Source organism: Halalkaliarchaeum sp. AArc-CO, assembly GCF_024972735.1.
Taxonomy (GTDB): domain Archaea; phylum Halobacteriota; class Halobacteria; order Halobacteriales; family Haloferacaceae; genus Halalkaliarchaeum.
In genome coordinates this window covers 135,442-162,360 of record NZ_CP087723.1, presented here as the reverse complement: position 1 = coordinate 162,360, position 26,919 = coordinate 135,442, and the positions used below count along the sequence as shown (strand labels likewise).

The 26,919-nt window shown below is 65.3% G+C and carries 22 protein-coding genes and 2 tRNA genes; 7 read left to right on the top strand and 17 right to left on the bottom strand.

Features of this window, described 5'->3' with window-relative positions; genetic code table 11:
• Positions 1 to 35 precede the first annotated feature (35 nt).
• The gene (locus AArcCO_RS01525) at positions 36 to 1,328 is read right to left on the bottom strand and encodes a TIGR00341 family protein (protein ID WP_259534610.1); all 1,293 of its coding nucleotides are present in this window, start codon (positions 1,326 to 1,328) and stop codon (positions 36 to 38) included.
• A gap of 271 nt (positions 1,329 to 1,599) precedes the next feature.
• Here AArcCO_RS01525 and AArcCO_RS01520 point away from each other — a divergent pair, with 271 nt between their 5' ends.
• Positions 1,600 to 2,538: a DUF7388 family protein gene (locus AArcCO_RS01520; protein ID WP_259534609.1), complete on the top strand. Its 939-nt coding sequence runs from the start codon at positions 1,600 to 1,602 to the stop codon at positions 2,536 to 2,538.
• Between the two features lie 17 nt (positions 2,539 to 2,555).
• On the opposite strand, the gene AArcCO_RS01515 is transcribed toward AArcCO_RS01520, so the two are convergent.
• From AArcCO_RS01515 to AArcCO_RS01505, 3 genes are all read right to left on the bottom strand, one after another.
• Complete coding sequence (locus AArcCO_RS01515; RefSeq protein WP_259534607.1) at positions 2,556 to 3,557, bottom strand: histone deacetylase family protein; 1,002 nt, start codon at positions 3,555 to 3,557, stop codon at positions 2,556 to 2,558.
• Positions 3,557 to 3,988: a histone gene (locus AArcCO_RS01510; RefSeq protein ID WP_259534606.1), complete on the bottom strand. Its 432-nt coding sequence runs from the start codon at positions 3,986 to 3,988 to the stop codon at positions 3,557 to 3,559. Before AArcCO_RS01510 ends, AArcCO_RS01515 begins: the two co-directional genes overlap by 1 nt.
• A 109-nt stretch (positions 3,989 to 4,097) precedes the next feature.
• Complete coding sequence (locus tag AArcCO_RS01505; protein ID WP_259534605.1) at positions 4,098 to 5,576, bottom strand: single-stranded DNA binding protein; 1,479 nt, start codon at positions 5,574 to 5,576, stop codon at positions 4,098 to 4,100.
• Between the two features lie 266 nt (positions 5,577 to 5,842).
• Between AArcCO_RS01505 and AArcCO_RS01500 the strand changes: the two genes are divergently transcribed.
• Positions 5,843 to 5,915: transfer RNA gene (locus AArcCO_RS01500), tRNA-Arg, on the top strand.
• 609 nt (positions 5,916 to 6,524) lie between these two features.
• Here AArcCO_RS01500 and AArcCO_RS01495 read toward each other — a convergent pair.
• The 5 genes from AArcCO_RS01495 to AArcCO_RS01475 form a co-directional block, all read right to left on the bottom strand.
• Positions 6,525 to 7,124 (bottom strand): TetR/AcrR family transcriptional regulator, encoded by a 600-nt coding sequence (locus AArcCO_RS01495; protein ID WP_259534604.1) that lies wholly within the window; start codon positions 7,122 to 7,124, stop codon positions 6,525 to 6,527.
• 67 nt (positions 7,125 to 7,191) lie between these two features.
• Positions 7,192 to 7,977, bottom strand: coding sequence for an ABC transporter permease (locus tag AArcCO_RS01490; RefSeq protein ID WP_259534603.1), 786 nt, complete (start codon positions 7,975 to 7,977; stop codon positions 7,192 to 7,194).
• Between the two features lie 42 nt (positions 7,978 to 8,019).
• Positions 8,020 to 8,802 (bottom strand): ABC transporter permease subunit, encoded by a 783-nt coding sequence (locus AArcCO_RS01485; RefSeq protein ID WP_259534602.1) that lies wholly within the window; start codon positions 8,800 to 8,802, stop codon positions 8,020 to 8,022.
• Positions 8,799 to 9,806 (bottom strand): ABC transporter ATP-binding protein, encoded by a 1,008-nt coding sequence (locus AArcCO_RS01480; RefSeq protein WP_259534601.1) that lies wholly within the window; start codon positions 9,804 to 9,806, stop codon positions 8,799 to 8,801. The genes AArcCO_RS01485 and AArcCO_RS01480 overlap by 4 nt, the downstream gene beginning before the upstream one ends.
• Positions 9,807 to 9,811: 5 nt before the next feature.
• The gene (locus tag AArcCO_RS01475; protein ID WP_259534600.1) at positions 9,812 to 11,722 is read right to left on the bottom strand and encodes a COG1361 S-layer family protein; all 1,911 of its coding nucleotides are present in this window, start codon (positions 11,720 to 11,722) and stop codon (positions 9,812 to 9,814) included.
• Positions 11,723 to 11,930: 208 nt separating this feature from the next.
• On the opposite strand from AArcCO_RS01475, the gene AArcCO_RS01470 reads away from it, so the two are divergent.
• The 5 genes from AArcCO_RS01470 (at position 11,931) to AArcCO_RS01450 (ending at position 15,735) form a co-directional block, all read left to right on the top strand.
• The gene (locus AArcCO_RS01470) at positions 11,931 to 12,104 is read left to right on the top strand and encodes a hypothetical protein (RefSeq protein ID WP_259534599.1); all 174 of its coding nucleotides are present in this window, start codon (positions 11,931 to 11,933) and stop codon (positions 12,102 to 12,104) included.
• A 44-nt stretch (positions 12,105 to 12,148) separates the two neighbouring features.
• On the top strand, positions 12,149 to 12,307 hold the full coding sequence (locus tag AArcCO_RS01465) for a DUF7559 family protein (protein WP_259534597.1): 159 nt from the start codon (positions 12,149 to 12,151) through the stop codon (positions 12,305 to 12,307).
• Between the two features lie 245 nt (positions 12,308 to 12,552).
• The gene (locus tag AArcCO_RS01460) at positions 12,553 to 12,981 is read left to right on the top strand and encodes an Hsp20/alpha crystallin family protein (protein WP_259534596.1); all 429 of its coding nucleotides are present in this window, start codon (positions 12,553 to 12,555) and stop codon (positions 12,979 to 12,981) included.
• 232 nt (positions 12,982 to 13,213) lie between these two features.
• Positions 13,214 to 14,143, top strand: coding sequence for a bifunctional 2-dehydro-3-deoxygluconokinase/2-dehydro-3-deoxygalactonokinase (gene kdgK1 / locus AArcCO_RS01455; protein WP_303650978.1), 930 nt, complete (start codon positions 13,214 to 13,216; stop codon positions 14,141 to 14,143).
• Between the two features lie 92 nt (positions 14,144 to 14,235).
• On the top strand, positions 14,236 to 15,735 hold the full coding sequence (locus tag AArcCO_RS01450; protein WP_259534594.1) for a dihydrolipoyl dehydrogenase family protein: 1,500 nt from the start codon (positions 14,236 to 14,238) through the stop codon (positions 15,733 to 15,735).
• Between the two features lie 76 nt (positions 15,736 to 15,811).
• On the opposite strand, the gene hisE is transcribed toward AArcCO_RS01450, so the two are convergent.
• From hisE to polC, 8 genes are all read right to left on the bottom strand, one after another.
• Positions 15,812 to 16,183, bottom strand: a complete 372-nt coding sequence (gene hisE / locus AArcCO_RS01445) for a phosphoribosyl-ATP diphosphatase (protein ID WP_259534593.1) — start codon at positions 16,181 to 16,183, stop codon at positions 15,812 to 15,814.
• Positions 16,180 to 16,815: a pyridoxal 5'-phosphate synthase glutaminase subunit PdxT gene (pdxT, locus tag AArcCO_RS01440; protein WP_259534592.1), complete on the bottom strand. Its 636-nt coding sequence runs from the start codon at positions 16,813 to 16,815 to the stop codon at positions 16,180 to 16,182. Before pdxT ends, hisE begins: the two co-directional genes overlap by 4 nt.
• A gap of 429 nt (positions 16,816 to 17,244) precedes the next feature.
• Positions 17,245 to 17,317: transfer RNA gene (locus AArcCO_RS01435), tRNA-Asp, on the bottom strand.
• A 124-nt stretch (positions 17,318 to 17,441) separates the two neighbouring features.
• Positions 17,442 to 18,062 (bottom strand): UbiX family flavin prenyltransferase, encoded by a 621-nt coding sequence (locus AArcCO_RS01430; RefSeq protein WP_259534590.1) that lies wholly within the window; start codon positions 18,060 to 18,062, stop codon positions 17,442 to 17,444.
• Positions 18,059 to 18,484 carry an aconitase X swivel domain-containing protein gene (locus AArcCO_RS01425; protein ID WP_259534589.1) on the bottom strand — a complete coding sequence of 142 codons (426 nt, stop codon included), beginning with the start codon at positions 18,482 to 18,484 and terminating at the stop codon, positions 18,059 to 18,061. The genes AArcCO_RS01430 and AArcCO_RS01425 overlap by 4 nt, the downstream gene beginning before the upstream one ends.
• Positions 18,481 to 19,665, bottom strand: a complete 1,185-nt coding sequence (locus AArcCO_RS01420; protein WP_259534588.1) for an aconitase X — start codon at positions 19,663 to 19,665, stop codon at positions 18,481 to 18,483. Before AArcCO_RS01420 ends, AArcCO_RS01425 begins: the two co-directional genes overlap by 4 nt.
• A 56-nt stretch (positions 19,666 to 19,721) precedes the next feature.
• The gene (locus AArcCO_RS01415) at positions 19,722 to 21,023 is read right to left on the bottom strand and encodes a UbiD family decarboxylase (RefSeq protein WP_259534587.1); all 1,302 of its coding nucleotides are present in this window, start codon (positions 21,021 to 21,023) and stop codon (positions 19,722 to 19,724) included.
• Positions 21,024 to 21,100: 77 nt separating this feature from the next.
• Positions 21,101 to 26,917, bottom strand: a complete 5,817-nt coding sequence (gene polC / locus AArcCO_RS01410; RefSeq protein WP_259534586.1) for a DNA polymerase II large subunit — start codon at positions 26,915 to 26,917, stop codon at positions 21,101 to 21,103.
• Positions 26,918 to 26,919: the final 2 nt, after the last annotated feature.

Genomic DNA, 26,919 nt, shown 5'->3' with positions numbered 1-26,919 from the left:
GTTCCCATCCGGCGCCCGAAGACCGCACCAGAACGTCAGGTCGTTTCTCGCTGGACGTAACGCACTTCGACGGTGACGTCCGTTCCGGTCACCGCCTCGATGCGGGTGTCGAGCCGTTCGGCCAGCGGCCCGGGGGGTTCACCTGGTGGATAGCCGACAGTGACGACGACGCGTTCGGTGTCCAGCGGCGGGATCGTCCCGGTCCGTCGGACATCGACCCCCACGAGCGACAGCGATTCGTCGACCGCGGCGAGTTCGTCGGCTACCCCGTCGCGGATCTCCTGTTCGGTCGTGGCTGCGGCGTAGCCGTCGTAGGTGACGCCGCCGAGGAACATCGACAGGAGCGCGATCGCCGCCGCGAGGACGGCCGCCCGCTTGAGCATCGCCGACCGGGCACGATCGGCCCGGAACCAGCTTTCGGGGCGGTATCCCTCGTACCACAGCACCAGCAGGGCGGCGAAGTTGATCGACAGCACGTTCACGAACACGAGGATCGTGGATCCGAACGCGAGCGTCGGGTCCATGTAGGCGATCCCCAGCCCGGCGGTTGCGGCAGGCGGGATGAGCGCGACCGCGATCATCACGCCCACGAGCGCCGAGGAGACGCCGGTCGTGAGCGACAGGATCCCCGCGACGCCGGCTCCCAGCGCGACCGCCAGCGCGAGCACGTTCGGGGCGACCCGCTCTGCGACCTCGGAGAGTTCGAGGAGATCCAGCCCCGGCGGAACCAGGTTGGCCGCCCGCAGAAAACTGGCGAACAGCGCGCTCGCACCGATCGAGAGCCCGATCCCCAGCGCTTGCATGCGAACGCCCTGGCGGAACAGTTCGTTGTCGTCGACGACCGTGCCGACACTCGCGGACATCGCCGGGCCGATCAGGGGGGCAATCACCATCGACCCCACGACGGTCGCCGGAGAATCGAGCAGCAGCCCGGCGGTCGCGATCACGGCCGAGACGACCGTCATGATCACGTACGTCGGGGTCGAGCGCGCCAGCTCTTCGGCCTTGGTCGTGAGCTCCTCGCGGGCGATCAGCTCGTCGCTGTGGTCGTTCTCCTCGGCGTACTTCTCGGACAGCTCGTCGTAGTGTCGGGAGATGACCGTCTCGGCGCTGACGATAACCGTGTACGTCGAGTCGTCGATTCCGACCTCGCGAAGCTGTTCGAGGACGTGTTCGACTGCCGACTTCGGGATCGGGAACGTTACGACCGAAGTGGCCTCCCGGCCGCTCGTCTCGTCGGTCAACACGTAGTCGATTCCCTCCTCCTCGAGCGTCTCGAGTACCGCCTGCTGTTTGCCCGACGGGATCGTGACCTGAACGAGTCGCACACCCTCGGCTTCGACGCCCCGGATATAGAAAACCCCGGTCTATGGGGGTTATACCAGCAATCGACAGCCACGGCCCCCGATGTGGCCAATACTGACCCGCCCGACACGTTTATCCGGTTCTGTTCCAAATGAGGGTTCACATGGCCTCACAGGCGATTGATCGCGTTCCGCGACGGTAGAACCGACCTTTTCTCGATCAGTGTAGCGTGCGTTCGTCGGGCCGCAAGCGACGGCCGGCGTCGGAGAGGACGACTACAGGAGGACGAGTTATATGAGTGACGACCAGCGCCGCCGCGAGGAGGCGACAGACGACAGGAGTGTAGTGACGAAAGATGACGGATCCGAGACGGCCGCGGACACGGCCGCGGACACGGCCGTCCCCGACGGTGGTGCGGCGTCGGCCGGTTCCGGTGTGAGGTCCACCCCGGAGCAGTCGTCGACGCCGGCCGTGATCCGCGCCGGTCTCGACGCCGTGGCGCTCAAGCCCACCGAGTGTGACGTCCGCCGAGCGCTGGCGGTCCCGCTGGAGCGGGTGATGATCGACTACGAGGGCCTCGAAGAGGCGCCCGATCCGTCGACGCTTTCGGCGCTCGCGAACGAAAAACAGGTGCGAGAAACGACGCCGGTACGGGCCGACGGCTACGATCCCCTGGGCGACGACAGTCGGGTCGCTGCGCTCCCGTCCGGCGTCGGGCGCGTGATCGTGGCCGGACATCCCGCGTACCTCTCCGAGGAAGAGAAACGACGCACCGTCGCACCGCGGTTCGCCGCGGCGAGGGAAGACGCACAAGACGCGTGGATCGGCACCGAAGGCGTCGAGCGGCTCGCACTCGCGGCCGGCGGGACCCAGTACGAACTGCTCTCGCGGTCGACCGAACGCGACCTCCGGGCGCTCCGTGCGGCGGGGTTCGACGGCGAGATCGCGGTGTACGCGCCGACTGTGCTCACCGACAACGAGGACGAGGTCCTCGACGCCGTCGGCGCGTACGCCGCCCGCCGAAAACCCGTCTCCCGGGCGCTCCCGGACGGTGCTTCGAGCGACTCGTCGGCGACGGGCCGGGCACGCGAGGTGCTGTCGGCCGCCGTACGGGACTACGCACTCGTCGGCGAGCCCGAGACGGTCCGGGAACGCGTCGACGCGCTCCGGGCGGCCGGCGCCGACGTCGTCGTCGGCTATCCCGCACGCGACGTCGACGAGTTCTGTCGGTGAGACGGGCCTCGATCCGGTCACTCGATCCGCTCTAGGAGACCATCGACGATCGTCTTCGCGTCGGGGGACGGCTCCCCCTCGCCGACGGTCGGGTCCCGCCCGTCGAACGTCTCGTGGACGGCGGCGACGCCGTCCGACAGCGTCTCCAGACCGTAGCCGCCCTCGAGAACGAACGCGAGCGGTGTGGAAGTCCGATCCCCGAACCGACGGAGGAGCTGTGTGAACAGCGCGTACCCCTCCGTCGAGACGCGCATCCGGGAGATCGGGTCGTGTCTGTGGGCGTCGAAGCCCGCCGAGACGATCAGGAGGTCCGGATCGAACGACTCGAAAGCCGGTACGACCGCCTCGGTGATCGCATACTCGTAGTCGGCGTCGTCGGCGCCGGCCGGGAACGGGACGTTCAGCGTTGATCCCGCGCCCGAACCGGTGCCGGTTTCGTCGATCTCCCCGGTGCCGGGGTAGAGTCCGTCCTCGTGGATCGAAGCATAGAAGACGTCCCCACGATCGTAAAAGAGGTCCTGTGTGCCGTTGCCGTGGTGGACGTCCCAGTCGAAGATCGCAACACGCTCGACGGACGTCGAATCCAGCGCCGTCTGTGCGGCAATGGCGGCGTTGTTGAAGAAACAGAACCCCATCGCGTCGTCCTCGATCGCGTGATGGCCCGGCGGCCGGCCGAGCGAGAACGGGGTCTCCCGTCCGTTGGCGCCGTCCATCGCCTCCCTGACAGCCCACTGGGCGAGTCCAGCCGACGCGAGCGCGGCCTCCCAGGTGGCCTCGCTGGCGACGGTGTCGGCGTCCCAGTTGCCGCCGCCGCGATCGGCGAACTCCTGGACTTCGTCGACGTATGCCGGGGTGTGAACCGCAGCCACAGACTCCCTGTCGGCCGGGGAGGCCTCCCGATAGACGACGCCGTGTCGTTTCGCGAGCCGACGCCGGATCGCGCGAAGCCGGTCGGGGTTCTCCGGATGACGCGGGCCAGTGTCGTGGTCGAGACACGTCTCGCTGTAGCCGAATTGCATCACTCGAATAGCGAGAAGTACGTCCGGATGTCTTCCGCCTGGACCGTCCGTCTGTCGGCGTGGCGAGCGAGCGTGGCGGCTGCGGCGGCGACGTTGTCGGCGTAGTCCTCGAGAACGTCCGCGAGCGCGATCCGCGCGTCCATCGACACCCGATAGGAGTCGTCGATCCGGAGTCGAGCGATCCGGTCCACGGGAGCGATCGGAAGGGTGAGGTCCTCGCGGTCGATCACCTGCTCGACGCCGAAGTCCGACGCCATCAACGTCTTGCGACCGTCTGCGGTCGCCTCCTCTGCGGCGTCGACGGCGAGAGCGGCCCCGTGGTCCTGTATCCGGCGGGCCAGCTCCTCGGCCGCGCCGGCGCTCACGCGGAGGTCACCGGCGTTGCGCCGGATGACCGTATCCACGGGAGCGAACGGCAACTCGACACTCATACACCAAAACCCGTTCGTCCCGGGTATAATCCTTTCCGTTGGCGAAGTTTGCGCCGTCGGGCCCCTTCGTGGGTCGAACCGGATCGACGACGGGTGCCGGCGCTTCGGCTCAGAACACTTCGTCGGCGTCGATCTTCCCGTTCCGCTCCTCGCCGCGAACCGTCACTTCCTCGCCGAGACGGAGCGTCGCGTCCGTCTCGACGTTTCGGGTCGTTCGCCCGTCGTCGAGGACGACCGGGTTCCCCGCCTGAACGACGGTTCCCGTAAACTCGACTGTCTCGCCGGCGTCAGCCCCGGCGTCGGGTGCGGTCTGGGTCGTCCCGTCCGTGGTTCCTGCGTTCGTGGATCCCGCCTTCGTGGATCCCTCGTCGGCGAACGCCGAGAGGCCCCCCGCCGCGTCCCCAGTTCCGCCGGCGTCGCCGGCGACCGCCTGCGCCTCGCTGGTGGGAGAACCAGCGGAGGTCGCGTCCCCGGCGGCCGGCTCTTCGTTCAGGACGGTCACGGTCGAGCGCCAGTTGGCGGACGCCTCGAGATCGTCCTGCCAGCCGTCCTGGATCTCGGCGTCGGTCACCAGGAGGTGATCCGCGAGATCGACGTCGGCGTCGGCCTTCTCGCCCCACAGCGCGACCCGGATCTCGCCAGTCTCGTCTTTGATTCGGACGTTGCGAACCTGGCCCTGCGAGCCGTCGTCCCGGTCGAACGTCCGTTTGGGATCCGTCTCGACGACGCCCCCGGCGATGTCGGCGGTCTGGTCGATTTCGAGGTCGGCGATGTCGGTCGTCTCCGGGACGTACTCGACGTCCTCGTCGACGCGTTCGACGTCGCCCCGGGAGCCGACGTGGAGTTCGAGGTCGCCGTCGCGCTCCCGAACGTAGCCGTCGACCACCTCGACGGTTTCCCCCGGGTCGAACTCCTCGACCAGGTCGGCCTGTTCGTCCCACAGCGTCACCCGCACGCGGCCGGTCTCGTCCCCCAGCGTGAGGTTTGCGACCTTTCCTTCCGAGCCGTCGTCCCGATCGAACGTCCGGACAGAATCCGTATCCAGCACCTTGCCGACGAGGTCGACGTCCGACCGCCCCAGCGCGAGGTCCTCGACCCGGTAGGTGTCGAGGACTTCGACATCGACCTCGGCCTCCTCGTCGGGTTCGACCTTGTCGACGCTCACCTCGACCCCGTCGTAGCCGTCGGTCGGCCGGCCGGCGATCCGGAGCACCTGGCCGACCTCGAGCTGGTCTTCGGCCGCACCGGCGGCTTCGTCCCACAGCGAGATCCGGATTCGCCCCGTCTCGTCGGCGACCTCGACGTTGCAGACCCGCCCGTCCGGTTCGTCCTCGCCGTCACGCTCGAACGTCCGGACGTCGCCGATCGAGACGACCTTGCCGAGGAACTTCACCTCGTCCATCCCCGGCTCGATGTCGGCGATGCCACTCACCTCCTCGTCGCGGAGGTCGTGCGCGATCAGCATCGCCGCCGTCTCCTCGTCGGCGAGCCCGCCCATCTGCTCGACTTTCTCCTCGACGGCGGCCCGGAACTCCTCGAGCGGGACGTCCGTTTCCAGCTCCTCGTAGACGTCCTCGATCACACCCATAGTCGTACACACAGGCAGGAAGAGACGCCGCTTAAGCGTTGCCGTTGGCCGGTCGAGGCGCCGGAGTCTCGCGGTTGTATCGTGATCGATCGTCGCATCGAGACGGGTTGGTTCGGGATCACTTTTGAACCCTCGCGTCCGACAGTCGCAGTTTCCCCGTCGGTCCGGTGGATGTCGACGCCGACGTCCAAACTACGACCCGACCACATCCAGGTCACGTCCCGGACCGTAACCGTCTTAAGTCGACCCCGGATAGGTAGGAGTGAGTCCGGGTAGGGTAGTGGACTATCCTCTTGGCTTGCGGAGCCAGGGACCGGAGTTCAAATCTCCGTCCGGACGTTCTCTTCACTCACTTCGTTCGTTACGTTCACGTCCGGACGTGCCCCACGCTCACTTGCGTTCGCGTGGGACTCCGTCCGGACTTTTCTGGCGGGTAACTGGACACTCGCTTGCGTTTGCGCGGGTCTCGGGCCGGAAGCGACTCTACGGTAGTAAATAAGTGCTTTTGTCGATATTTTCGGCACGTATCGAAATACTCCGGCCTTTTATCGATACCTGTATAACAGAAATGATCATAATCACACACGTCAGCTTAACAACCGGATTTAAATACATTAGGTGAAACGTCATACTCGGATCATGGGACTGTTTAGCAGCGACTCGTTTCCGTGCACGGTCTGTGGATCGGAAGTGACGAAGGATCTCGGAGGGCGATGTCCGAACTGCGGCGCAGCGTATCACTCGCAGTGTCTGAAAAACATCGGGAACGTAAAAAAGAAGAATCGGCTCATCAGGGGCGACAAGATCAAAATCAAATGTCCGAACTGCGGGAAGGTCGGGAAGTGGTGACCTGACTGCTCTCGACGCGATCCGAAGCGGGAGAGGACAGTCGATCGACACTCACAGAACGACAGGAGAGCCACCGGAGCGGTCGAACGCGGGACCCGATCACGCTTCGGGCGCCGTCAACCCCCGAGCAAGCGCGACGATCGCGAGTTCCCTGACTTCTTCGTAGTACCCCTCCCGGTAGGCATCTAATTCATCTCTGTGTACCGCGAGATAGCCGATCGTCCCCATCACACCGAGAACGGTCTCCGGCTCGTACTCCGAAAACCGCCCGTCGCTTCGCTCCTGGAGTGATTCGACGATCGGCACGTAGTCGGCCAGTTGTTCGGTTCCCAGTTCCTCGAGGAGCTCGGGGGAGATGCTGTTGAGAAGTTCCTCGCGGTACTGGATCAACGGATTCGTTTCGGCGAATTCAGCGTACAGCCGAAATAACTGTTCGAGCCCACCCCGTGGATCAGTGAGCCCTTCCAGTTCGCGTTCGACCTCTTCGAGGAACTCGTCGCTTTCCCGCTGGACGACCTCTACGTACAGTTCGGCTTTCGAGTCGAAAAAGAGGTAAAACGAACTCTTCGCGATCCCGACCGGCTCCGTGACGTCTTTCACGTTGGTCTTGTGGGGGCCATACACCCGGAGCAGTTCCCGACCGGTCTCGACGAGGCGGTCCTCGATCCGTGTCCGCTCCTCGTCGCTGAACCCGTGCATGCGGTTTCCTCGGTCCGTGACTTCAAAAACGAACCGGTTATGAGTCAAATCTCCGTGGGATTTCGAGTCAAATGTCCCGACGGACGAAGATGCCGACCGCGAGAAGTACCAGAAGAAGAAACGCGGAGAGCAGGATTGCGGCGTCGAGGAACGCGTACTCCTCGCGGACGAGGATCGCTGTCTCGTCGTAATACCGGCTCGGGGTGAAGTAGCCGACCCACTCGTAATCCGAGGCCATGTTGGAGGTGCCCTCGATCAACCAGAGAACGAACACGAGCCCGAGCGCCGTGGATTGAGCGGTGCGTTTGCGGTCGATAACGACCGACAGCAGGATCCCGATCCCGGCACACACCAGCAGGTACGGGACGCTGAGCAGGTGAACCATCGCGATCGCAACGCCGTCGATCGGTTCCTCGATGAGACGCGACCCGACGTAGACGATGACCGGAACGACGGTGTTCAACACGACCAGCGGGACCCAGAAGGCGGCGATCTTCTGGACCAGCACCGATTCCCGGGAGACCGGGTTCGCAAGCGTGAGGTCCATCTTGCGGTCCTCGATGTCCCCCGCGATCATCCCGGCACCGACGTACGCGAAGTAGATCCCGAGCAGGATCACCCAAAAGAAGGAGTACACCTCCGCGGCGATGAACCCCTCGATCGTGTGGATCGCCTCGATCCCGAACAGGTCGAACATCGCCTCCGGAAACGCCTCGAAGAGCTCTTCCGCCTCCTCGCCACCCAGTTCGGGAAACATCGAGAAGTACAGAACCGAAAGCAGCGCGAACACGACGACCAGCACGACGGAACTCCGCTGGAGCCGCCTGGACTCGGAACGAAGGATGGCCGTCACGTCGAAATCCCCCCAGATACGTCAGAAAATCCCCCGGGCACGTCAGATGTCCCTCCGCGTGAAGATCACTGTGGCGACGCCGAGCAGGGCCAGAAACGCCACGAGGAGAACCGCGGCGTCGAAGAACGCGTACTCGGCGTGGAGAAGAATCGCCGACGGGTCGTAGTATCGGCTCGGCGTGAAGTCGCCCACCCACTCGTAGTCCGGTTGCATGAGCGAGATCCCGTCCACCAGCCAGAGCATGAAAACCAACCCCAGCGCGGTGACCTGTGCCCGCCCGACCCGATCGAAGACGACCGAGAAGACCACCCCGATCCCGGCACACACCAGCAGATACGGGACGCTGAGCAGATGGACGAGTCCGACGTCGGAAAGTGCAAGCGGTTCGCCGACCAGTCGCGATCCGACGAACATCACGGCCAGCAGGCCGGCGTTCAGCGCGACCAGCGGAACCCACAGCGCGGCGACCTTCTGGACCAGTACAGACTCCCGAGACACCGGATTCGCGAGTGTGAGATCCATCTTCCGGGACCGAATGTCCCCGGCGACTAGACCCCCGCCGACGTACGCGAAGTAGACCCCGCCGAACAGGATCCAGACGAACGGATAGACGTAGCCTCCGGCGAACCCCTCGATTGTGTGCATCTCCTCGAACCCAAGCATGACAAGTATGTACTCCGGATACACCTCCTCGATCAGCTCCGCCTCCTCTTTCATCGCCGGAAAGATCGCGAGCATGAACGCGGTTAGCATCGCGAACACGCCGGTCAGGATGAGCGATCCCCGACGAAGCTTTCGGGACTCGTCGAGAACGATGGCCGTCATAGCAGTTCCGAGGTCGAGTCGTCCCCGTTTGAGCCCTCACCGATCGAGTCGTCCCCGTTTGAGCCCTCACCGATCGAGTCGTCCCCGTTTGGAGCCCCCTCGGCCGAATCGCCGGGGGACGCCTCGTCCGTGTAATAGTGTTTGAAAATCGTATCCAGCTGCGGATCCCCGATGTTGGCGTCCTCGATCTCGAACCCCACGAGATGTTCCAGAAGCGCTTGCGGCTCACCCGTGTAGGTGAAATGCACCGATCGGTCGACCACGTCGACATCGATCATCCGGTCGGTGACGAACGCGTCCTCGTCGACGGGTTCGGCGAAGTGTACTCGGACCTCCTTGCCGCTCCGTTGGAGCAGGGCGTCGATGTCCTCGAGCGCGACGATCTCCCCGTTCCGAATGATGCCGACGCGATCACAGACGCGCTGGACCTCGCTGAGAATGTGCGAGGAGACGAACAGCGTCTTTCCGGCCTGACGCTCCTCCTCCATGAAGAGATGCAGCCGATCCTGCTTGAGCGGATCCAGCCCGGAGGTCGGCTCGTCCATGATCACCAGTTCCGGATCGTGCATGAACGCCTGAACGATACCGAGCATCCGGCGGTTCCCCGCCGAATAGGTCTCGACCGGCTGGTCCAGCGGCGGGTGAAAAAGCTCCAGCAGCTCACCCCGACGTTCGTCCCCGCGCATCCGAGCGAAGTAATCGAGCACCTGTCGACCGGTGAGTTGCTCGTCGAACCCGAGCGTGTCGGGAAGATAGCCGAGCTCGGACTTTACCTCGGTCAGCGCGTTCCGGTTTCGAATGTCCGCGCCGAGAACCTCCGCGGTCCCGGACGTCGGGGTGATGAGCCCGAGCAACATCCGGATCGTCGTCGTCTTGCCCGCGCCGTTGGGGCCGAGATAGCCGAAGATCTCCCCGGGTTCGATGTCGAAGGAGACGCCGTCGTTCGCGAGGACGTCCCCGTAACGTTTGGTGAGGTCGGTCACGCGGATGGCAGGCTGACTCACGGGGGTCACCTCCGGTAAAGCCACACGAACGCCGCGACGACGAGGATCATCACGGCGATGAATGCGATGATCTCTATCGCGAGCACCGGCTCGTCCGGGTCCTCGGTCACCGAGACGGAGACGGTGAGTGGTCTCACAGTCTGCGTTTCGTCGTCGGGGTCGAGATATTCGACGTCGATGACGGCAGGGTACTGGCTGGGAGGCGCATCGCCGTCGACTTCGAGATCGAACGCGACCCGGTCGGTCTCCCCGGGCGCAAGGGAGGGGACGATCGTGGTCGTAAAGTCGCTCTCGAGGGGGTCCTCGACGGCGAGGCGAAGCCGGACGTCGCGTATCTCGACGTCCCGCTGGTTTGTCACCTCGAGAGCGAGCGCTCCTTCCCCGCCGGCGACGAACGTCGGGTCGAGGGCCGTCACCGAAACCGCGTCCCGGCGCTCGGCGACGGGGACGCGCACTGGGTCAATCACCGACCGGTCGTGACCCGCTGCGGTGCGGTAGGTGGTCGTCACGTCGATCCGCTGTGGCGTGGCGTCGGTCCCCGCCGGCACCACCGCCCGGAACCGGAATTCGGCCGCCTCGTCGACCTCGAGATCGCCGACTGCGTAGCTCCGACTCCGCGGCTCGACGGTACCCTCACCGAGCGTCACCGTCACGCCCTCGACTGCGACGGGGCCGTCGTTCCGGACAGTGCCGACGATTTCGCCGGTTTCACCGATCCGTAGCGTCGACTCCTCGAGACGCACGTCGAACTCCTGCTCGTCGATCGGGACGCTCACCGGCTCGGTCGCCACCCGGTCACGGTCCCCGTCGGTCCGGTAGGTCGTCGACAGATCGATCCGCTGTGGGGCGGTGTCGGCGGCCTCCGGAACCGCGACCCGCAGACGGAAGGTGGCCGATTCGTCGACGGCCAGATCGCCGACTGCGTACGGACCCCCCTGTACCTCCAGCGACCCTTCCGCGGGCGCGATCGAGACGCCCTCGACCGGCAGCGGGCCGTCGTTTCGCACCGTTCCCGTGATCGTCCCCACCTCGCCGACCCGCAGGGTCGACTCCTCGATCTCGAACGCGAAGCCCTGTGGATCAAGCGGGGTGAAGCCGACCGAGAGACCGTCCTCGACCCCACGGATCCCGTCGGGATCAGTGAACTGAACCGACCCGTCGAGCGAGTAGTTCCGGACCGTGGTTCCCTCGCGAACGACGACGTCGTATTCGAGGACCGTCGATTCTCCCGCTTCGAGTCGGTCGACACGCGCGGTGTCGCGTTGCGCCTCGCCGAATCCAACGTTCGGACTGGTCGACTCGAGGGGGACTGCGAGTTCGCTTGCGGGCTCCTCGCCCGTGTTTTCGACCTCGACTGCGACTGTTCCGGTTCCCCCGATCTGGACGTTGCTTTCGATCCCGTGAAGCTGGAACCGGGGTCGATCCTCGACCCTGACGTCGATCGTCCGGGTCACCCGCCGCGTTCGCTCCTGAATGACGCCGCTTCCGGGATCCGACTGGGCCACGTACGAGTAGCGCAGCCGGACGTCGAGCGAGTACGTGCCCGGTTCGACGCCCTCCGGGACGCGCACCGCAATGGGGACCGAGCGTACGTCGCCGTCCCGGAGCGATCCGATCGACTGCCGTTCGGTTTCGACCGCAAACGGCGTCCCGCCGTCCCGGACTTCGATCTGGACGCTACGGGCCGTGGTCACTTCGTCCCGCTGTGCGCCGGGACCCCACCGCTGGGTCCCGTCGTTGGCGACCTGGACGTCGAGTTGGGTGGTCTCGCCCGGCTCGAGGGTCGGGTTCGGGGCAAACACGGAAAGCGCCGGTTCGCCGCTCACGTACTGTCCCTGTGCCTGGACCGCGCTTATCCCCGCCAGCGATCCGACCACGACGACCGCCACGAGCGCCAAAACCGTCCGACTGCGCATCTACGGCCACCTCGAAACGGCAGACGTCGCCCAGCCACAGGCAGAACACTGGCCGCGTTGCCGCCGAGCGTGGAGCACCATATCCGACTCTTGAATTGATAACTAGATATCTTTTCTGGTCATGCAGGCGGCTCCGTCGCGAGTATCAAAACAGGTCACGAGTTCGTCCCGCCGAAGGATTATTGCCCGTCGTTTCCGAACCCGAACCATGTCCCGTCGTAACAACCGGATCCCGGTCGAATGTGGCTGCACCCGTTGTATGTACAACCAGAGCAGAACGTGCAACTTCCAGGGTCGACTCCAGATTAACGGCAACGGCGAGTGTGCGAGCAAAGACGAGCGACCAGGGGGCGGCGGTCCCGGACCGTTCGGTGACGACTGACTCCCGACGCCAACGTTGATTAGTCGGGGTTCCCACCGTCAGGTATGCCGCCGACCGAGGAGATCAAGTGCACAAATGTGGACTGCTTTCTGGACATGTGGGAGAACCACTACACCTACGACGTTCCCGAGGACCACTCGGTTGCCGACATGTCGTGTCCGGTGTGTGGCGGGACCGACTGCCTCGAACGGATCGAACTGTAGGGGCAGTCGGAGAGTGTTGATCCCGCTCGAGACACCCCTGTTCCCGGGGTAGCTCAGTTCCCGAGGCACCTCCGTTTCACCCGGGGCGCTACGGGCCAATCCTGTCGAGGATTATAAATGCGCTGCGACCCTTGTTTCGGACGTATGCAGCCTCCCGAAACCGGAGTCGGTTCCGTCCACGACACGATCGGTTCGCGTCGGCCGTTCTCGCCGTCCAACCACAATGGCTCCCCGAGGTGGATGCCGTGAATCGGCTCACCGAACTGGGTAGCTCGGCGGTCCGCACCGTGCTGGAACGGGTCGGCCGCGGTATCGGCCGGTACCAGGAACGGCGTCCGCTCGAACACGACCTGCTGGAATCGGAGGAAGAGTACCTGATCGTCTTCGACGCCCCGGGCGTCGCGAAGGAGGACGTCCAGGTCCAGTTCATCGACGACACGGTCGAGGTCCGCCTCGAACGGTTTCGCCCGTTCCACGAGGGGTTCGAAATGCGGTTCCCGGGCCGCGGGCTGACCCTCACCGGCAGCGCGACGCTTCCCGAGGACGCCGACATCACTCCCGCCGGCGCGACGGCGACGCTCACTGACGCGGGCACGCTGAAGGTTCGGATCCGCAAGGACCCACGAATGACCGCTGTCGACGTCGAAGACGAAGTGGAATCGACCGACGAGTGACAATAATCATTATGGGGCCGGGACCCCGTCGCGGTTCCGGGTGAAGTCGACACCGAGCGGCGTGTCGGATTCGACGACAGCCGGGACTTATATTCTCCCCGCGTTAGCAGGCGAGTATGCAGCATCGATTGAGTCGCGGAGACAGCTCCAATCGTACCGAGAGGGGAACTCGAGGTGGGGACCGATCTTGGAGGGGTCGACGGTGACGCAGCTCGTGACGTTCGGCGAGACCATGCTCCGGCTCTCGCCGCCGAAAGGCGAGCGCCTCGAAACCGCAGACCAGTTCGACGCGGGGATCGGCGGTGCCGAGAGCAACGTCGCCGTCGCGGCGGCCCAGCTGGGCGTCGACGCGGTGTGGCTCTCGAAGCTCCCCGACTCCCCGCTCGGTCGGCGGGTCGCCCGCGAACTCCGGGGTCACGGGGTACGGACGGGCGTTACCTGGGACGACACCGAGGGAAGCCGCCTGGGAACGTACTACCTCGAATACGGCGGTGCCCCCCGCGGGACGAACGTCGTCTACGACCGGGCGGACGCGGCGATCACTACAGTATCGCCCGGTGAGCTGCCCGTTGAGGCGATTCAGGGGGCGTCGGTGTTTCACACCACCGGGATCACGCCCGCGCTCTCGGCGTCGACCGCCGAGACCACACGCGCACTGCTGGAGACGGCTGGTGAGGCCGGTACGACCTGCAGTTTCGACGTGAACTATCGGTCGAAGCTGTGGTCCCCGGAGGAGGCGCGGGAGACCTACGAATCCCTGTTCGAGCACGTCGACGTGCTGTTCGCCCCCGAACGGGACGCCACGCGGGTGTTCGGATACGAGGGGAACGCCGTCGAGATCGCCCACGGGATCGGCACCGACTACGACTTCGAGACGGTCGTGCTCACCCGCGGGGAAGCCGGATCGCTCGCCCTCCACGGCGGCGAACTCCACCAGCAGGGGACGCTGCCGGCCGACACTGTCGACGCGATCGGTACCGGCGACGCGTTCGTCGGGGGATTTCTCTCCAGGCGGATTCACGGCGGCGACGTCGACGAGTGTCTCGCGTACGGCGCTGGGGCGGCAGCGTTAAAGCGGACGGTCTCGGGCGACGTCGCGGTGCTCACCCATCGCGAACTCGTCGACGTTCTCGGCGACGAACGGGGCGACATCTCCCGGTGAAAGGACCGCTTCGAACTCGACACGGCACAGGTGTGCGCGACCGACGTCCACCCTCCACGTCGCTTTTTAAATAGCGGTCGTAAGATCGCCACATGAGTGAACGTTCCAGGAACGCGGACGAACGCGAAAACCGTCCCCACGTCGTCGTGATCGGGGCGTACGGGAGCGCCGGGGTCGCCGTGGCCGAGGGGTTGGCTCCCCACGTCGGCCGGGAGATCGGTCGGCTCACGCTCGTCGACGACGGCGAGCCCGGTGGTGGGCTGTGTATTCTCCGGGGGTGTATGCCGTCGAAGGAGGTGCTTTCGGCGGCCCAGCACCGGTATCAGGCGCGGTCAGACGAACGCCTCGACGAGGAGCCGCCGGGGATGGATCTCGCGTCGGTCGTCGACCGGAAGGACGGCCACGTCGCCGCGTTCGCACGCCACCGCCGGAAGGCAGTCCGGGACCTCGCCGACAACGACGGGGTCGAGTTCCGTCGGGGAACCGCTGCCTTCCTCGACGATCGGACGATCCTGATCGACGACACGGACGGAGAATCTGGACACGCCGGCGGAGACGAGGGACACGGCGGAGACGAGTCGGTGATCGACGCCGACTACGTCGTGATCGCCACCGGCTCCGTGCTGAACCGACCGGATCTTGCAGGCCTCGAGGCGGTCGATCCGGCCCGGTTGTACACCAGTGGTGACGTGCTCGACGCGACTGACCTCCCCGAGTCGGGAGTCGTGATGGGGTTCGGCTACGTCGGGCTGGAGCTGGTCCCGTATCTCGCGGAGGCGGGCGTCGACCTCACCGTCGTCGAGCACGACGCCCGACCCCTGGACGAGGCTGATCCGGCGTTCGGGGACGCCTTGCTCTCACTGTATCGCGAGGAGTTCGGCGTCCGAATCGTCACCGACGCCGCAGAGGACCGGATCGACCAGGTCGAGGGGGGTGTCCGGCTCGGGCTGGACACCGGCGAGACGGTCGAGGCGGAGGCGGCGTTCCTGTTTACCGGTCGGCGGCCGAACCTGGACGCTCTGGGGCTTGGTAACACGACATTGACCCCCGAGAACGGCTGGATCGACGCCACGATGCGGCCACCCGGCACCGAGCACACCTTCGTCGTCGGCGACGCAAACGCACGGGAGCCGATCCTCCACGTCGCCAAAGAGCAGGGGTACCACACCGCAGAGAACATCCTCGCACACGTCCGCGAGGAGCCGCTCGCACCGTATCGCAACGTCCACCATCACGTTGTGTTCTCGGGTGCAGGCGTCTACCCGTTCGCCCGCGTGGGACACACCGAGGAAAGCGCACGAGACGCTGGCTACGAGATCGCAGTCGCGACCCGACGGGCCGCTGACGACGGCGTGTTCGAAACGAAAGACGTTCCAGGCGGCCTGGCGCGGCTCGTTGTCGACGCCGACGACGGGACAGTGCTTGGCTACCAGGGGCTCCACTACCACGCGGACGTGATGGCGAAGACGATGCAGGTCGTCGTCGAACTCGGGCTGGACGTCCGCGAACTCCCCGACCGGGCGTACCATCCGACGACGCCGGAGATTCTCGACGGGTTGTTCCGGGAGACAGCAGCCGAGTTGCGGTCCTGAGGAGTGCTTTAAAACTGAAGTCGAACTGGAAACCGCGTATCCGAACCGGGAGCCGCTTCGCCGAACCGGAAACCGCTTATCCGAATCGGGAGCGCAACTCCGCGCGGAGGTCGTCGACGTCCAGCCCCTTCATCGCGAACAGCACGAGCAGGTGATAGACGAAGTCGGCGCTCTCGTGGGCCAGTTCGTCGACGTCGTCGTCTTTGGCCGCGAGCAGGATCTCGGTCGCCTCTTCGCCGAGTTTCTCCAGGACGGCGTTTTCCCCCTTCTCGTGGGTGAAAAGCGACGCCGTGTACGACCCCTCCGGCAGCTCACGCTGTCTGTCCTCGATCGTTTCAAAGAGGTCGTCGAGGACAGCCTCGAGCTCCACGTCCGGTTCGGGTTCCGTCCCGGCCGGTTCGGATTCCGCCTCGTCCGTTTCGCCTCCGTCACTGTCCGGGGCTGTCATTCGGCAGCCACCCCCTCGCGATCGTCTTCGGGATTGTCGCCGTCGACGGCGAGGTGGGCGTCGAAGAACGCGAGCCGGTGGATCCGGACGTCCTCGGTGAGCTCCGGGTGGAAAGCAGTCGCCAGGATCGGTCCCTCTCGAACGGCGACTGCGTGGTTCCCCCAGGTCGAAAGCGTTTCGACGCCGTCGCCGACCTCGTCGACGACCGGTGCCCGGATGAACACGCCGGGGAACGGATCCTCGAGTCCGGTGACGTCGATCGGCGCCCGGAAGCTGTCCGCCTGTCTGCCGAAGGCGTTCCGGTCGACGGTGGCGTCGAGGAGATCGAGTGTGGACACGCGGTCGTCCTTCGCGTCCCGGGAGAGCACGATCAGCCCGGCGCAGGTCGCGAGCACCGGCTTGTCCGCCGTGACGTGTGCCCGGATCTCCGGGGCGATCCCCTCGTCGTGGACCAGCCGCGAGATCGTCGTCGATTCGCCGCCCGGTATCGCCAGCAGATCACAGTCGGGAACGATCCCGGACTGACGGATCGACACAGTCTCGACGTCGACGCCGTGGGCCTGTCCGGCCCGGCGGATCGCCGCCGCGTGCTCGCTTACGTCGCCCTGGACCGCGATGACGCCCGCTTTCATGGCTATCCGTGGGCGAGGCGGGCACAAAAGCGACGCGTTCGCGGGGCGTTCTGAAACGGACTGGTGTGGATCGGGGGGTCAGTCGTTGGTCCGCTCCTCGTTGGTGTGTCCGGTTTATAAGCGCCCGAGGCGGGATTGTGAACCTCGCCGAGACGGTCCTGCTCGCTTCGCTGCGCGGGCTGCGACTCGTCTGGTTCAAATCCCTTTGAGACGGGTATTTCGGCGGACGGCTCACTCGTCGCTTCGCTCCTCGTTCGCTGTGTCCGCCGAAAAGTACGCCCGAGGCGGGATTTGAACCAAAACCAGACGTGCTCGCTCACTCCGTTCGCTGCGCGCGTCTGGTAGGATTCAAGTCCCTTTGAGTGGAGTTTATAAAGCGGACGGCTCACTCGTCGCTTCGCTCCTCGTTCGCTGTGTCCGCTTCAAAAACGCCCGAGGCGGGATTTGAACCCGCGTCACGACCGTGACAGGGTCGTATGATGGGCCACTACACCACCCGGGCTTGCCGCATTACTCCGTATCCGGTGGGAATAAATAAGGCTTGTTATCTCGGTTGTCCACAGCCGAGAATCGACGGACGTACCGCCGACGAACAGATCCCACAGCCGACACGTTCGCTGCCCTTCTCAATCCAAGTCGCCCCACGACTCGTAGAGGTCGTGATCGAACCCGAACCGATCGAGTACGCGACCTGCGACGTGGTCGACGACGTCGTCGATCCCGTCAGGCTCGTAATAAAAGCCCAGCACCGGCGGCACGACGTCGACACCCATGCCCGCGAGGTCGGTCAGGTTCCGCAGGTGAATCTCGCTCAGCGGGGTCTCCCGGGGGACGACCACGAGCGTCCGTCGCTCCTTGAGACAGACGCCGGCAGTCCGGGTGATGAGCGAATCGGCCCGCCCCGAGGCGATCGCGGCGACGGTGTTCATCGACGCCGGCACGATCGCCATCCCCCGGAACGCCACCGATCCCGAGGCCACTGCGGCGGCGATCTCGTCTTCGTCGTACGTCGCCGTCGACAGCTCCGCGAACCGCTCGAGGGCGGCGTCGGGATCGGCGACCTCGTGGCGGGCGGTCTTTCGGGCCGCCTCGGAGACGACCGTGACCAGCTCCGTCCGGGCCGCGAGCGCCTCCGCGGTCCGGAGCGCGATCGGGATCCCCGACGCGCCGGTCACTCCGAGCACGACCCTGGGCTGGCCGTCGTCCCCCGTGTTCCCATTCTGTCTGTCGGGCACTCGGTCGGTCACGGTTCCTCCCCGACGTCGCCGTCGACGAGCACCCGTTCTGCGTCGGCGTCGACGACCACCCGTTCGCCCTCGGGAAGCGACGACAACGGCGCCGAAAGCGAGTCCATACAGGGGATCTCACCGAGGATCGCGCCCGTCGCCACGATCGTCTCGGTCTCCTCGTTGAGGATCGCCGCCGGGGCGACGCCGTTCTTCGCGAGCCCGTAGAGCACGTACGACCCGACGGTCGATCCCTTTCCGCGGGGGAAGACGAGCACTTTGCCGGCCACGTTGTGCCCCTCGAGTTCGTGTCCCTCCTCGATGAACTCCCCGGTGTCCAGGTCGACCGCGCCGTAGAAGCTCACCGGCTCCGACGACCGGATCACCTCGCCCTCGCCGCGGCCGTCGGTGATCGCGCGACCCTCGATCGGCGCTTGCGTCATTCGACCACCTCCTCGAGCAGCGCGCGCTTGTCCTCGAAGACCACCTGCTGGTTGCAGAAGCCGGGCAGGTAGTTCGCGGCCTTCGCCGAGTCGGTGGCGCTGGTCTCGTAGCCGAGTTCCTCGATCGGGGAGACGACGTTGCAGGTGTCGGCAAGCACCATCCCGCCGGCGGCCTCGATCGTCTCGGTGTGACCGTTGCGGTCGGCCCACGTCTTGACGGCACCGCTCGTGCACACCCACAGGTCGCTCGTGAGTGTCTTCCCCTCGACGGTGGCGGCGATCTCCTCGATCTCCTCCATCGAGGCGTGCGGACAGCCGAAGACGACCAGTTCGGGGTTCTCGCCGGTCGTGAGTTCATCGTACTCCGCCTGGAGGTCCGACGGCTCGAACGTGAGGGTCTCGACCGCTTCGGACGCGGGGGGTGTCTCGTCTGTCGTCACCCCCTCGACGTAGTACAGCGCGACGGCCCCGGAGGCGGCCATCGCGGCGCCCAGGGATTTCAACTCGTCCGTCCTGCCGTGGTCGATTCCCGTGAAGTACGGGATGTCGTCCTCGACGATCCGGCCGGCCCACGAGCCGAGCGCGGCGAAGTCCGACTGGGAGTCGATCTCGGCGTCGACTTCGATCAGGTAGTCGGGCCGGCGGTTCTCCTCGAGGTGGAGGCCGTGTTTCGGCGTCCGGCCGGTGATCGCTGCCGCCAGCGCCGACGGCCCCCCCTCGCGGTTCGTCCGCGCGCCGACTACGGAGTTGACGAACGACACCGCCGACGACTCCGCCCACGCGACGTGCTCGCCGCGACGGGGCAGGTTCCCCGCCAGGTACGGCGTGCAGGTGAACGACAGCGTGATCCCCATCTCGCGCAGCGCGTCCTGGATGCGCTCCTGTTTCTCGGCGAACTCCTCGCTGACGCCCATCTCGCGCCACTGCTGCATGTCCATGCCGGCGGGGTTGGCGAACGTCGGCACCGACACCTCGGCACCCTCCGCGGCGAACCCTTCCAGGAACTCCACCCCCGGGTCGCCGATCGACTTATAAGAGATGCCGGACGCCTGTGCCGAACCGATCTCGACCATCTCCTCGGCGCCGTACACGTCTCCCAGCGTCACCAGCAGCTCCATCGCCTTTCGCTCGCCGGGAGTGTCCGATTCGAGCAGTTCCTCTTCCTCGCGTGTGAGATGCATGTTATGTCTCCTCCTGTGGGTTCGGTTGCGTTCGGCCTCGATTCGACGACAGTCGACTACCGATACTCCTCGAGGGTGACGTCATCGGCGCCGGGGACGGTCGCCTCCAGGAACGCCTCCCGGTCCCGATCGCGGGGCATCGTCGCGTCGACGATCCACTTGCTCGTCACGCCGCGGTCGTAGTCCTGCGAGGGATCGAGCGAAGACCCCTTCGCCCCCTCGATGGTGACGATGTCCTCGTCGGGTTGCATCCGGGTCGCGGTGGCCCACTCGACGGCGTCCGGATCGGCGGGGTCGACGTCCGGATCCACGAGTGTCACCTTCTTCATCGACGGGTGGGCCGCAAGCGCCGCCATCCCGGCGTTCTTCGGATCCCCCGCGGCCCGCGGCTCCAGCTGGACGACGCCGTGGAGCCACGAACAGCCGCCGGGGGTGAGCACCACGTTCTGTACCGTGGGGACGGTGTTCTCGACGATCCGGTAGATCCGGGGCTCCTGGGGGATCCCCATCAGGTGCGCGTGCTCCCGCTTGCCGGGGACGATCACCCGCGCCAGCGGATCCGGCCGCGTCCACAGTTCGTTGACTTCGACGACCGGCTGCTGTCGGACCTTGTCCCAGGTGCGCGAGAGGTCGACGAACGGCCCTTCCTCGGCCAGCTCGTCCGTGATCGTCGCGAACATGACGACCTCGGCTTCGCTGGGGATCTGCAACCCCTTCACTTCCGTCGTCGCCAGCTCCCCGCCGTGGAGCCGGTTGGCGAGCTTCAGTTCGCTCATGTCCGGCGAAAACGACGTCGCGGCGGCGATCTCGACGGCCGGATGGACGCCCACGACGATCGCGACATCGAGTTCTTCCCCCGATCGGGTGTAGATGTCGTGGAGGTGGCGCTCGACCATCCGCATCACGAGCCGGTTGCCCTCCTCGACCATCATCCGATGGAACGAGAGGTTGTGGACGCCGGTGTCGGGGTCCTTCGCGATCACGATCGTCGAGGCGAAGTACTGCCGCTCGTGTTCGTCGTAGTAGATCGGCACCGGCAACTCCTCGGCGATCGCGGGCTCGTCGGCGACGTGCTCGAACGCCGGCGGTTCCGTCCGGGATAGCGGCGTCGGATCGTCCATCGCCGAACTCACCTCGTCGATGATCGCCGACGGCTCGACGCCCAGCGCCGATCCGATCAGCGACCGGGTGGACACCAGGTTGGCGACCGCGCGCACGTTCGGATGACCGGCCACGTCCTCGAAGACGATCGGACGCGTCTCCTCGCGCGTCGAAAGCGCCGGGAGTTCGAACCGGGGATCGACCGGCTCGGTGAGCACGGTTGGCTCCGTCCCCTCCAGAAAGCTCCTGAGACCCATACCCCGGGTCGAACGCGCGGCCTTATTATACCGGCTGGTTCGTCCGCGACCCCCGGCGTGCCCTCGCAGGCGAGGAGTTACATGAAGTCGGCAATTCCCGACTGTTTGTTGGTGTCGTCCTCGAATATCGACTCCAGCGACTGGTCGAGGATCTCCAGCCGCTGTTTGGTGTACTCCCGGCAGTCGAACCGGTCGGCCACCTCGATGGCGGTGTCCATGTACTTGTTCACCGACCCCTCGTGAACCGTGAGGTTGACGGTGCCGCCGCAGTTGCGACACTCGCCGGACAAGGGCATCCTGCGGTACTTCGTCTCGCAGTCGAGACACCGGGTCTCCTGGCGGGCGAACGCCCGGAGGTTGCCGATCAAGTCCGGCAGGAAGTGATACTCGATCACTCGTTCGGCGACGTCGGTCTCGTCGACCGCCCGGAGCTTCCGGGCCAGCTCCAACTGGGCGTCCATCTTGTCCATCATCGACCCCAGCGTCTTGTACGCCGAAAGATCCGGTCCCATCGCGATGTCGGTGGTGTCGTGGGTGTGGTCGAACCCGCGATACTCGTCGTCGGTGCCGAGGGTGTCCTCCCCGAGCTGGATCAGTTCCTCCACCTCCCCGGGATCGGCCATCCGACGGGTCGCCTCGTAAAACTCCAGGGGGTACTCCCGAACGATGTCCATGTTGTGCGCCTCGTCGTCGATCTCGGAGGGGTCGATCCGGGAGGACATCACCAGGGGTGCGTCCATAGAATTGTGTGCGTACAGCCAGTTCGCAGTAAAGATCGGTTCTCCACCGACCTGGAGGTCATAGAGGTATCCTTCGTAATCGACGCGATCGATGTCTGTAATCCGAAGATACGACAGATCGCCGTCGATCAACGGGCGGATCTCAGTCAATTTATCGGCGGCGGCCGAGGGAAGTTCCCGACCGTCGAGTTCAGTTACGATCTCCTCGAGCTTCTCTAACGATATGTTCTCGCGGCGTTTCAGGTACTTCGGAATCAGCTGTTTGACCCCCGTGAGATCCATCTCGCGGATCTCCATCAACGCATCGGGAACCGTCACGACAAGACTTTTCGGCTGATACATCTCCTCATCGTCGAGAATCTTCCTCAGTGGGTTGTCGGCGGCCCCACCCGAGACAGAGACGGTGTAAATCGGCTGGCGCGATTCGTCTCGTTCCTTTCGAGAAATGTTGGCGACGATCCCGAGTCGATGCAGGAGGAAAACGATTCCGTCCTTGAGATCCTCACTGGTCGTATGGAAGCCGATTGTCGTGTGGTTATCGTTGCTCGTCTCGCTTCCGTCACCGGCAATGAATCCACGGAGGAACGCTTTGACGACCGACTTCTCGCTTCGAAGGATCGGGTCGGGAACGACCTTCTCGCTCGAATTGTATGAGTCTTTGTCCGCGAATCCGAGATCGAAGAGCACCTCTCTGAATACCGCAGGGAATGCGACTTCGTAGGCCTTGTTCGACCATCGAACAGTCGGACCAGTTCCGAGGCTGTCCTCGGTCGTCCGCTCAACGCGGCGCACGAGTTCTTCCTCGCCGTTGTGGATCGTCGGACGAGTACTGGAGAGGGATCCCTCCGCGGCGAACATCCCGAGTAGCCAGGCGAAGTCTTCGTCGAGAGTAATGTACCGCTGAATCCCCTCCGAAGATCCCTTCAGTCCGATTTTCGGGTTCCAGTCGTCCCGCCACTTCCCCGACGTCGTTTCGATTTCCGCTAGCGTTTCGAGGGACACCTTCTTTTTTGATAGCCGGTAGGAAAGTCCGCCGTCAAATGCGGCTCTCGTTTCGCTGCCGTGATCGGCGTTCTCCCACACCCGGCGGAGATACTCTTCGACCCGATCGTCGATAAATACGTACGGATCTGGAACACACTCTGCAACATCGATGACAGAACCTGTCGGATCGATATCGAGAGACTGCGGGGCGACAATCAGGTCACCCGCTCCGAGGTTCTCGCCGGCAACCTCCTCGATACCGTCGTCGTAACGAAAGAGACTGTGATTTGGAGTAATTTCGAGAGACCGTCCGAACTGCGTTTCGACCCGTAGCAGTTCGTCGTCTTCGTCCGCACGATACCGGATTGCCTTCTCGATCGGCTTGAGGCTGGCTTCGTGATTCGCATCGAACGCGTACGTCTGCCATCCTTCTTCCACACAGGTTCGTTTCCTGAACTTCCCGTCAACCTCGACGGGAGCGTCGAGTGCGTGCCAGAGTTCGTCGAAAGTGAGGTACTGAACTCGATCGTCGGGATCGACTGCAACGAGTCGAGCATCTTCCGCGACGCTCCCGCCCCGTTTATCCGGCAAATACTGTCTGCTGAAGTTCAACAGCCCGTCCATGAGCAGCATTACGCAATCCTCGTCGCCATCGCACTGCTTGGCCGCGATTCCGTCGGCGACGACGGTGTGAGTCTCCTCGACCGTGAGGTTGTACGTGTATTCGACGTCGCTTTCGACGACGTCGATGGCCACGATTTGATCGGCGTCGACAGCCAGGACTTCGTCGTGTTCGACGTCGCCGGACTCGGAGACGAGGGCATCGACACCCCCACTCGCCGTCGCTCCGCCGACGGGTGCCGTTCCCTCGTCCATCGTCGCTGCAGGCACCTCGTCGCCGACCGCGAGTTCGCTCGCGCTAACGTGACTCGGAGTGCCGTCCTCGAGCCGGAGCATCGTGTGATCGGGGGTAACCCGGATCTCGTTCCCGCCGGAGGTTCGAATCCACAGGAGGTGGTCCTGGCTCGGATGTTTCGAAACCGCCGAGACGGGCTTGGGCGTCGGGGTCCCGACTGCGTCGACGGATCGCACCCGAAGCTCGCCGTCGGTTCCGTCCAGCTCTCGCGTCAGCGTCCCGAAGTTGTCCTCATCGAGGTCTTCCTCACCGGAATCCCGAAGCCGTTCTTCCACCAAGTCCCGAATCGATGTGGTTCGCCAGCCGTCGCCGTCGTCGAACGTGATCTGAGTCTCCGGATGGAAGCAGTTCCGTCGCTTCGCCGCGTGAAAGTACGGGTGCGCGTAGCCGACCGCCGCCGACGTGAAGCCGACGACGCGCCCCACCGTCGCCGCACTCGTGTGGGGGGCCATGCCGAACACCAGCTCGCCGACCAGGTCCTCCCGATCCTCGAGCTCGTAGAAGGGCGGCAGGTCGTAGAAGTCCTCCAGCAGTTCGTCGACGAAGTCGGCGGTGTTCATCATGTGCTCGGCGGCGCCGTCCGAGAGGACGATGTCCTGCACCTTCAGCTCGACCAGCTGGTCGTCGTGGCGCAGCGGCTCCCCGTCGATGTCGGCGTGATACCCCAGTTCGCGGAACTGGTCGGCGGTGACGTCCAGTTCGGCCGGCCGAACGGCCGTCACCGGGAGGTCGGTCATGTCGTATCGGACCGTGCCGTCCTTGAACGACGAGACGCCGTGTTTCGCCCGGAGGATCCCCTTCTCGATCGGTTCGGGGACCTTGTGCTCCGAGGAGAGCCCCTTGACGCCTTTCAGGACGTCGAAGGCCGCCTCGCGCTCTGCGACCGACTCCATCGCCGCGTGGAACCGCTCGTTGAGGTCGATCTCCCGGCGCGTCGCCGCCGTCACGTCCCACTCGCACCGGGGACAGACCACCCGCCCCGACTCGTCGGGTTCACACTCGGTTCCACACTCGCCGCACTCGTAGTACAGTTCGGTGTGGACCTCGCAGTCGGGACATCGGTTGTGGTAGGTGTGGTCGCCGCAGCCGGGGCAGACGCGGTCGTTGATGTCGACGTCGAGCATTCCTCGCCGTCCCCGGTCGTCCAGCGTCTTGGCGGCCTTGGCGATGTCGCGCTGGCTCCCACCGGCCTCCGTGATCGGGAACAGCGCGTGGACCGCCGGCGAGAGCTCCCGCGACTCGGATTTTTCCGGACGGCCCATCCGGTTTCCGATCCGGGTTGGGGCGCGCTCCCGGATCTCGAAGGGGGCGACCGCGTTGACGGCCTCGACGGCGTTGTCGCCGCCGGCGTACTCGCGAGCCGACGACAGCGCCGCCGACTCCCAGGTCCGCTGCAGGTCGTCGTCGATCCCCAGCGAGCGAGCGAGGGGTCGCCAGGTGGGAATCTCGAGCGTCTCGTCCGTCTGTGTGTGTTCGACGAGCAACAGTTCGAGCGCCCGTCGCGTCGTCTCCGTGCGCTCGATGACGAGTGAAGCCTCCTCGGCAGCCGGACCGATTTCCGAGGGTTTTCGATCGATCACACCGCCGTCCGCGACGCCCGCGTCGGAGGAGTGATCAGCTGTCGAGTCGACGACTTCCCCGTCGGCCACGGCCTCCGCGAGCGCCTCGAACGTCTCGACGTCGACGTCGTGCCACAGGTAGGTGTACGTCGGGTGGAGCGGACAGTCGTACTCGCGGGCCCACGAGAGCGCCTCCTCGACGGTCGGATCCGCGAGATCGACGTGGGGATCGTCCCGGAGCGCCTGGACGTCCGCGCCGGCGGCGTCGAACTCCTGAACCCACCACTCGACCGTGTACGACGCGGGCGCCAGCGGGTGGTTGTTCTCGACGAACTCACCGTAATTGACGAGATACTCCCCTGCGTCGATGATCTCCTCGACGCCGTTGTGCACTTCCAGTGCTTCCTCGGGGTCGTCGATCCGCCGGACGTCGCCGTTTGCCAGCCGGACGGTCGGCCCTTCGATGCTGTCGACCGGCACGATGCCGTGTGCCTTGCCGGGGCGTTCGGTCTTGATCTGGGTGCCGGCCGCGAGGAAGTCATCGACGATGTGCATCGTCGCCGGATGGATCCCACCGGTCGCGAAGCCGTGGTTACGGGCGCGACCGTAGCGGAGTCGGAAGCCGCCCGGCTCCGACGGATGGGAAAACACCGGCCGCCCGGCGATCAGGTCACGGAGGAACTTCTCGGAAGGCTCGGGTCGCGGCGGGCCGGGAGTGCCGTCGCCGCCCGAAGAACGTTCGTCGGCGGCGTCCCCCGTTTCATCCGAATCCTCGTCGTTCGACCCTTCGCCTTCGACGTCAGCCTCGCCCGGTCCAGTATCTTCGCTGGATCCGTCACCGGCAGCGTTTTCCTCGCCGATCGTGCCGTCGATGAGGTCCTGGAGCCACGGCCAGTCGACCTCCTCGAGCTCGCGGGTGTATCGCTGGATCTTCGGCGCCTTGAGGGCGATCCCCTCCGCGAGCACGAGACACATCCCGCCGCGGGCCGAGTTGGTGTCGACGCGGTCGAGATCCCGGAAGCCGGAGACCTCCTCGTCGCCGGTGGCTTCCCCGTCGAGCATGATCGGCAGGTGCTCGGCGATGAACTTCGTCTCCTTGTCTTTCGGGGAGTACTGGAGACCGGTCTCCTTGTCGTAGAGGGAGACCTCCTCCGCGTAGCGCTCGATCTCGTCGCTTCGGGCGTGATACTCCTCGATGTCCAGAAGCGACCGGGCGTAGTCGGCCACAAGCACCGACAGCGCCTGGGCGGTCCCCCCCGCCGATCGTATTGGACCGGCGTAGTAGACGTTGATGAACTCGGTCCCGTCGTCGTTTTGCAACAGTTCGACCCGATCGATCCCCTCGATGGGCGCGGCGACGACTCCTTCGGTGAGCAGCGCTACCGCGGTCCGAACCGCCCCCTCGACCTTCCCTGCGCGGGAGTCGAACTCCCCCACGGAGCCCTCGACGAAGTCGGTCACCAGCTCGAGGGCGGCCTCCTCGCGAGACATCTCGCCTTCGAGTTCGCGGACGCGTTCGGCCACGCCGTCGATCCCGAGGATGTTCTCCACCCGGTCGGCCATGTCGCGTGCGACCGGGATCTCGATCTCCGGTTCGGGGTCGCGTCCCTGCGCTTTCGCGGCCTCCGCGCGGTCGAACGCCTCCTCGAGTCGCGATTCGATCCGCTCGAAGTAGCGCTCGTCGTCCGGTCTCACGG

Bases quoted from the DNA above. Each gene is read 5' to 3' on its own strand.
- AArcCO_RS01520 (WP_259534609.1), top strand. From the start codon at position 1,600: ATGAGTGACGACCAGCGCCGCCGCGAGGAGGCGACAGACGACAGGAGT.
- AArcCO_RS01515 (WP_259534607.1), bottom strand. From the start codon at position 3,557: ATGCAATTCGGCTACAGCGAGACGTGTCTCGACCACGACACTGGCCCG.
- AArcCO_RS01510 (WP_259534606.1), bottom strand. From the start codon at position 3,988: ATGAGTGTCGAGTTGCCGTTCGCTCCCGTGGATACGGTCATCCGGCGC.
- AArcCO_RS01505 (WP_259534605.1), bottom strand. From the start codon at position 5,576: ATGGGTGTGATCGAGGACGTCTACGAGGAGCTGGAAACGGACGTCCCG.
- AArcCO_RS01495 (WP_259534604.1), bottom strand. From the start codon at position 7,124: ATGCACGGGTTCAGCGACGAGGAGCGGACACGGATCGAGGACCGCCTC.
- AArcCO_RS01485 (WP_259534602.1), bottom strand. From the start codon at position 8,802: ATGACGGCCATCGTTCTCGACGAGTCCCGAAAGCTTCGTCGGGGATCG.
- AArcCO_RS01475 (WP_259534600.1), bottom strand. From the start codon at position 11,722: ATGCGCAGTCGGACGGTTTTGGCGCTCGTGGCGGTCGTCGTGGTCGGA.
- AArcCO_RS01470 (WP_259534599.1), top strand. From the start codon at position 11,931: ATGTCCCGTCGTAACAACCGGATCCCGGTCGAATGTGGCTGCACCCGT.
- AArcCO_RS01465 (WP_259534597.1), top strand. From the start codon at position 12,149: ATGCCGCCGACCGAGGAGATCAAGTGCACAAATGTGGACTGCTTTCTG.
- kdgK1 (WP_303650978.1), top strand. From the start codon at position 13,214: ATGCTCCGGCTCTCGCCGCCGAAAGGCGAGCGCCTCGAAACCGCAGAC.
- AArcCO_RS01450 (WP_259534594.1), top strand. From the start codon at position 14,236: ATGAGTGAACGTTCCAGGAACGCGGACGAACGCGAAAACCGTCCCCAC.
- hisE (WP_259534593.1), bottom strand. From the start codon at position 16,183: ATGACAGCCCCGGACAGTGACGGAGGCGAAACGGACGAGGCGGAATCC.
- pdxT (WP_259534592.1), bottom strand. From the start codon at position 16,815: ATGAAAGCGGGCGTCATCGCGGTCCAGGGCGACGTAAGCGAGCACGCG.
- AArcCO_RS01425 (WP_259534589.1), bottom strand. From the start codon at position 18,484: ATGACGCAAGCGCCGATCGAGGGTCGCGCGATCACCGACGGCCGCGGC.
- AArcCO_RS01420 (WP_259534588.1), bottom strand. From the start codon at position 19,665: ATGCATCTCACACGCGAGGAAGAGGAACTGCTCGAATCGGACACTCCC.
- AArcCO_RS01415 (WP_259534587.1), bottom strand. From the start codon at position 21,023: ATGGGTCTCAGGAGCTTTCTGGAGGGGACGGAGCCAACCGTGCTCACC.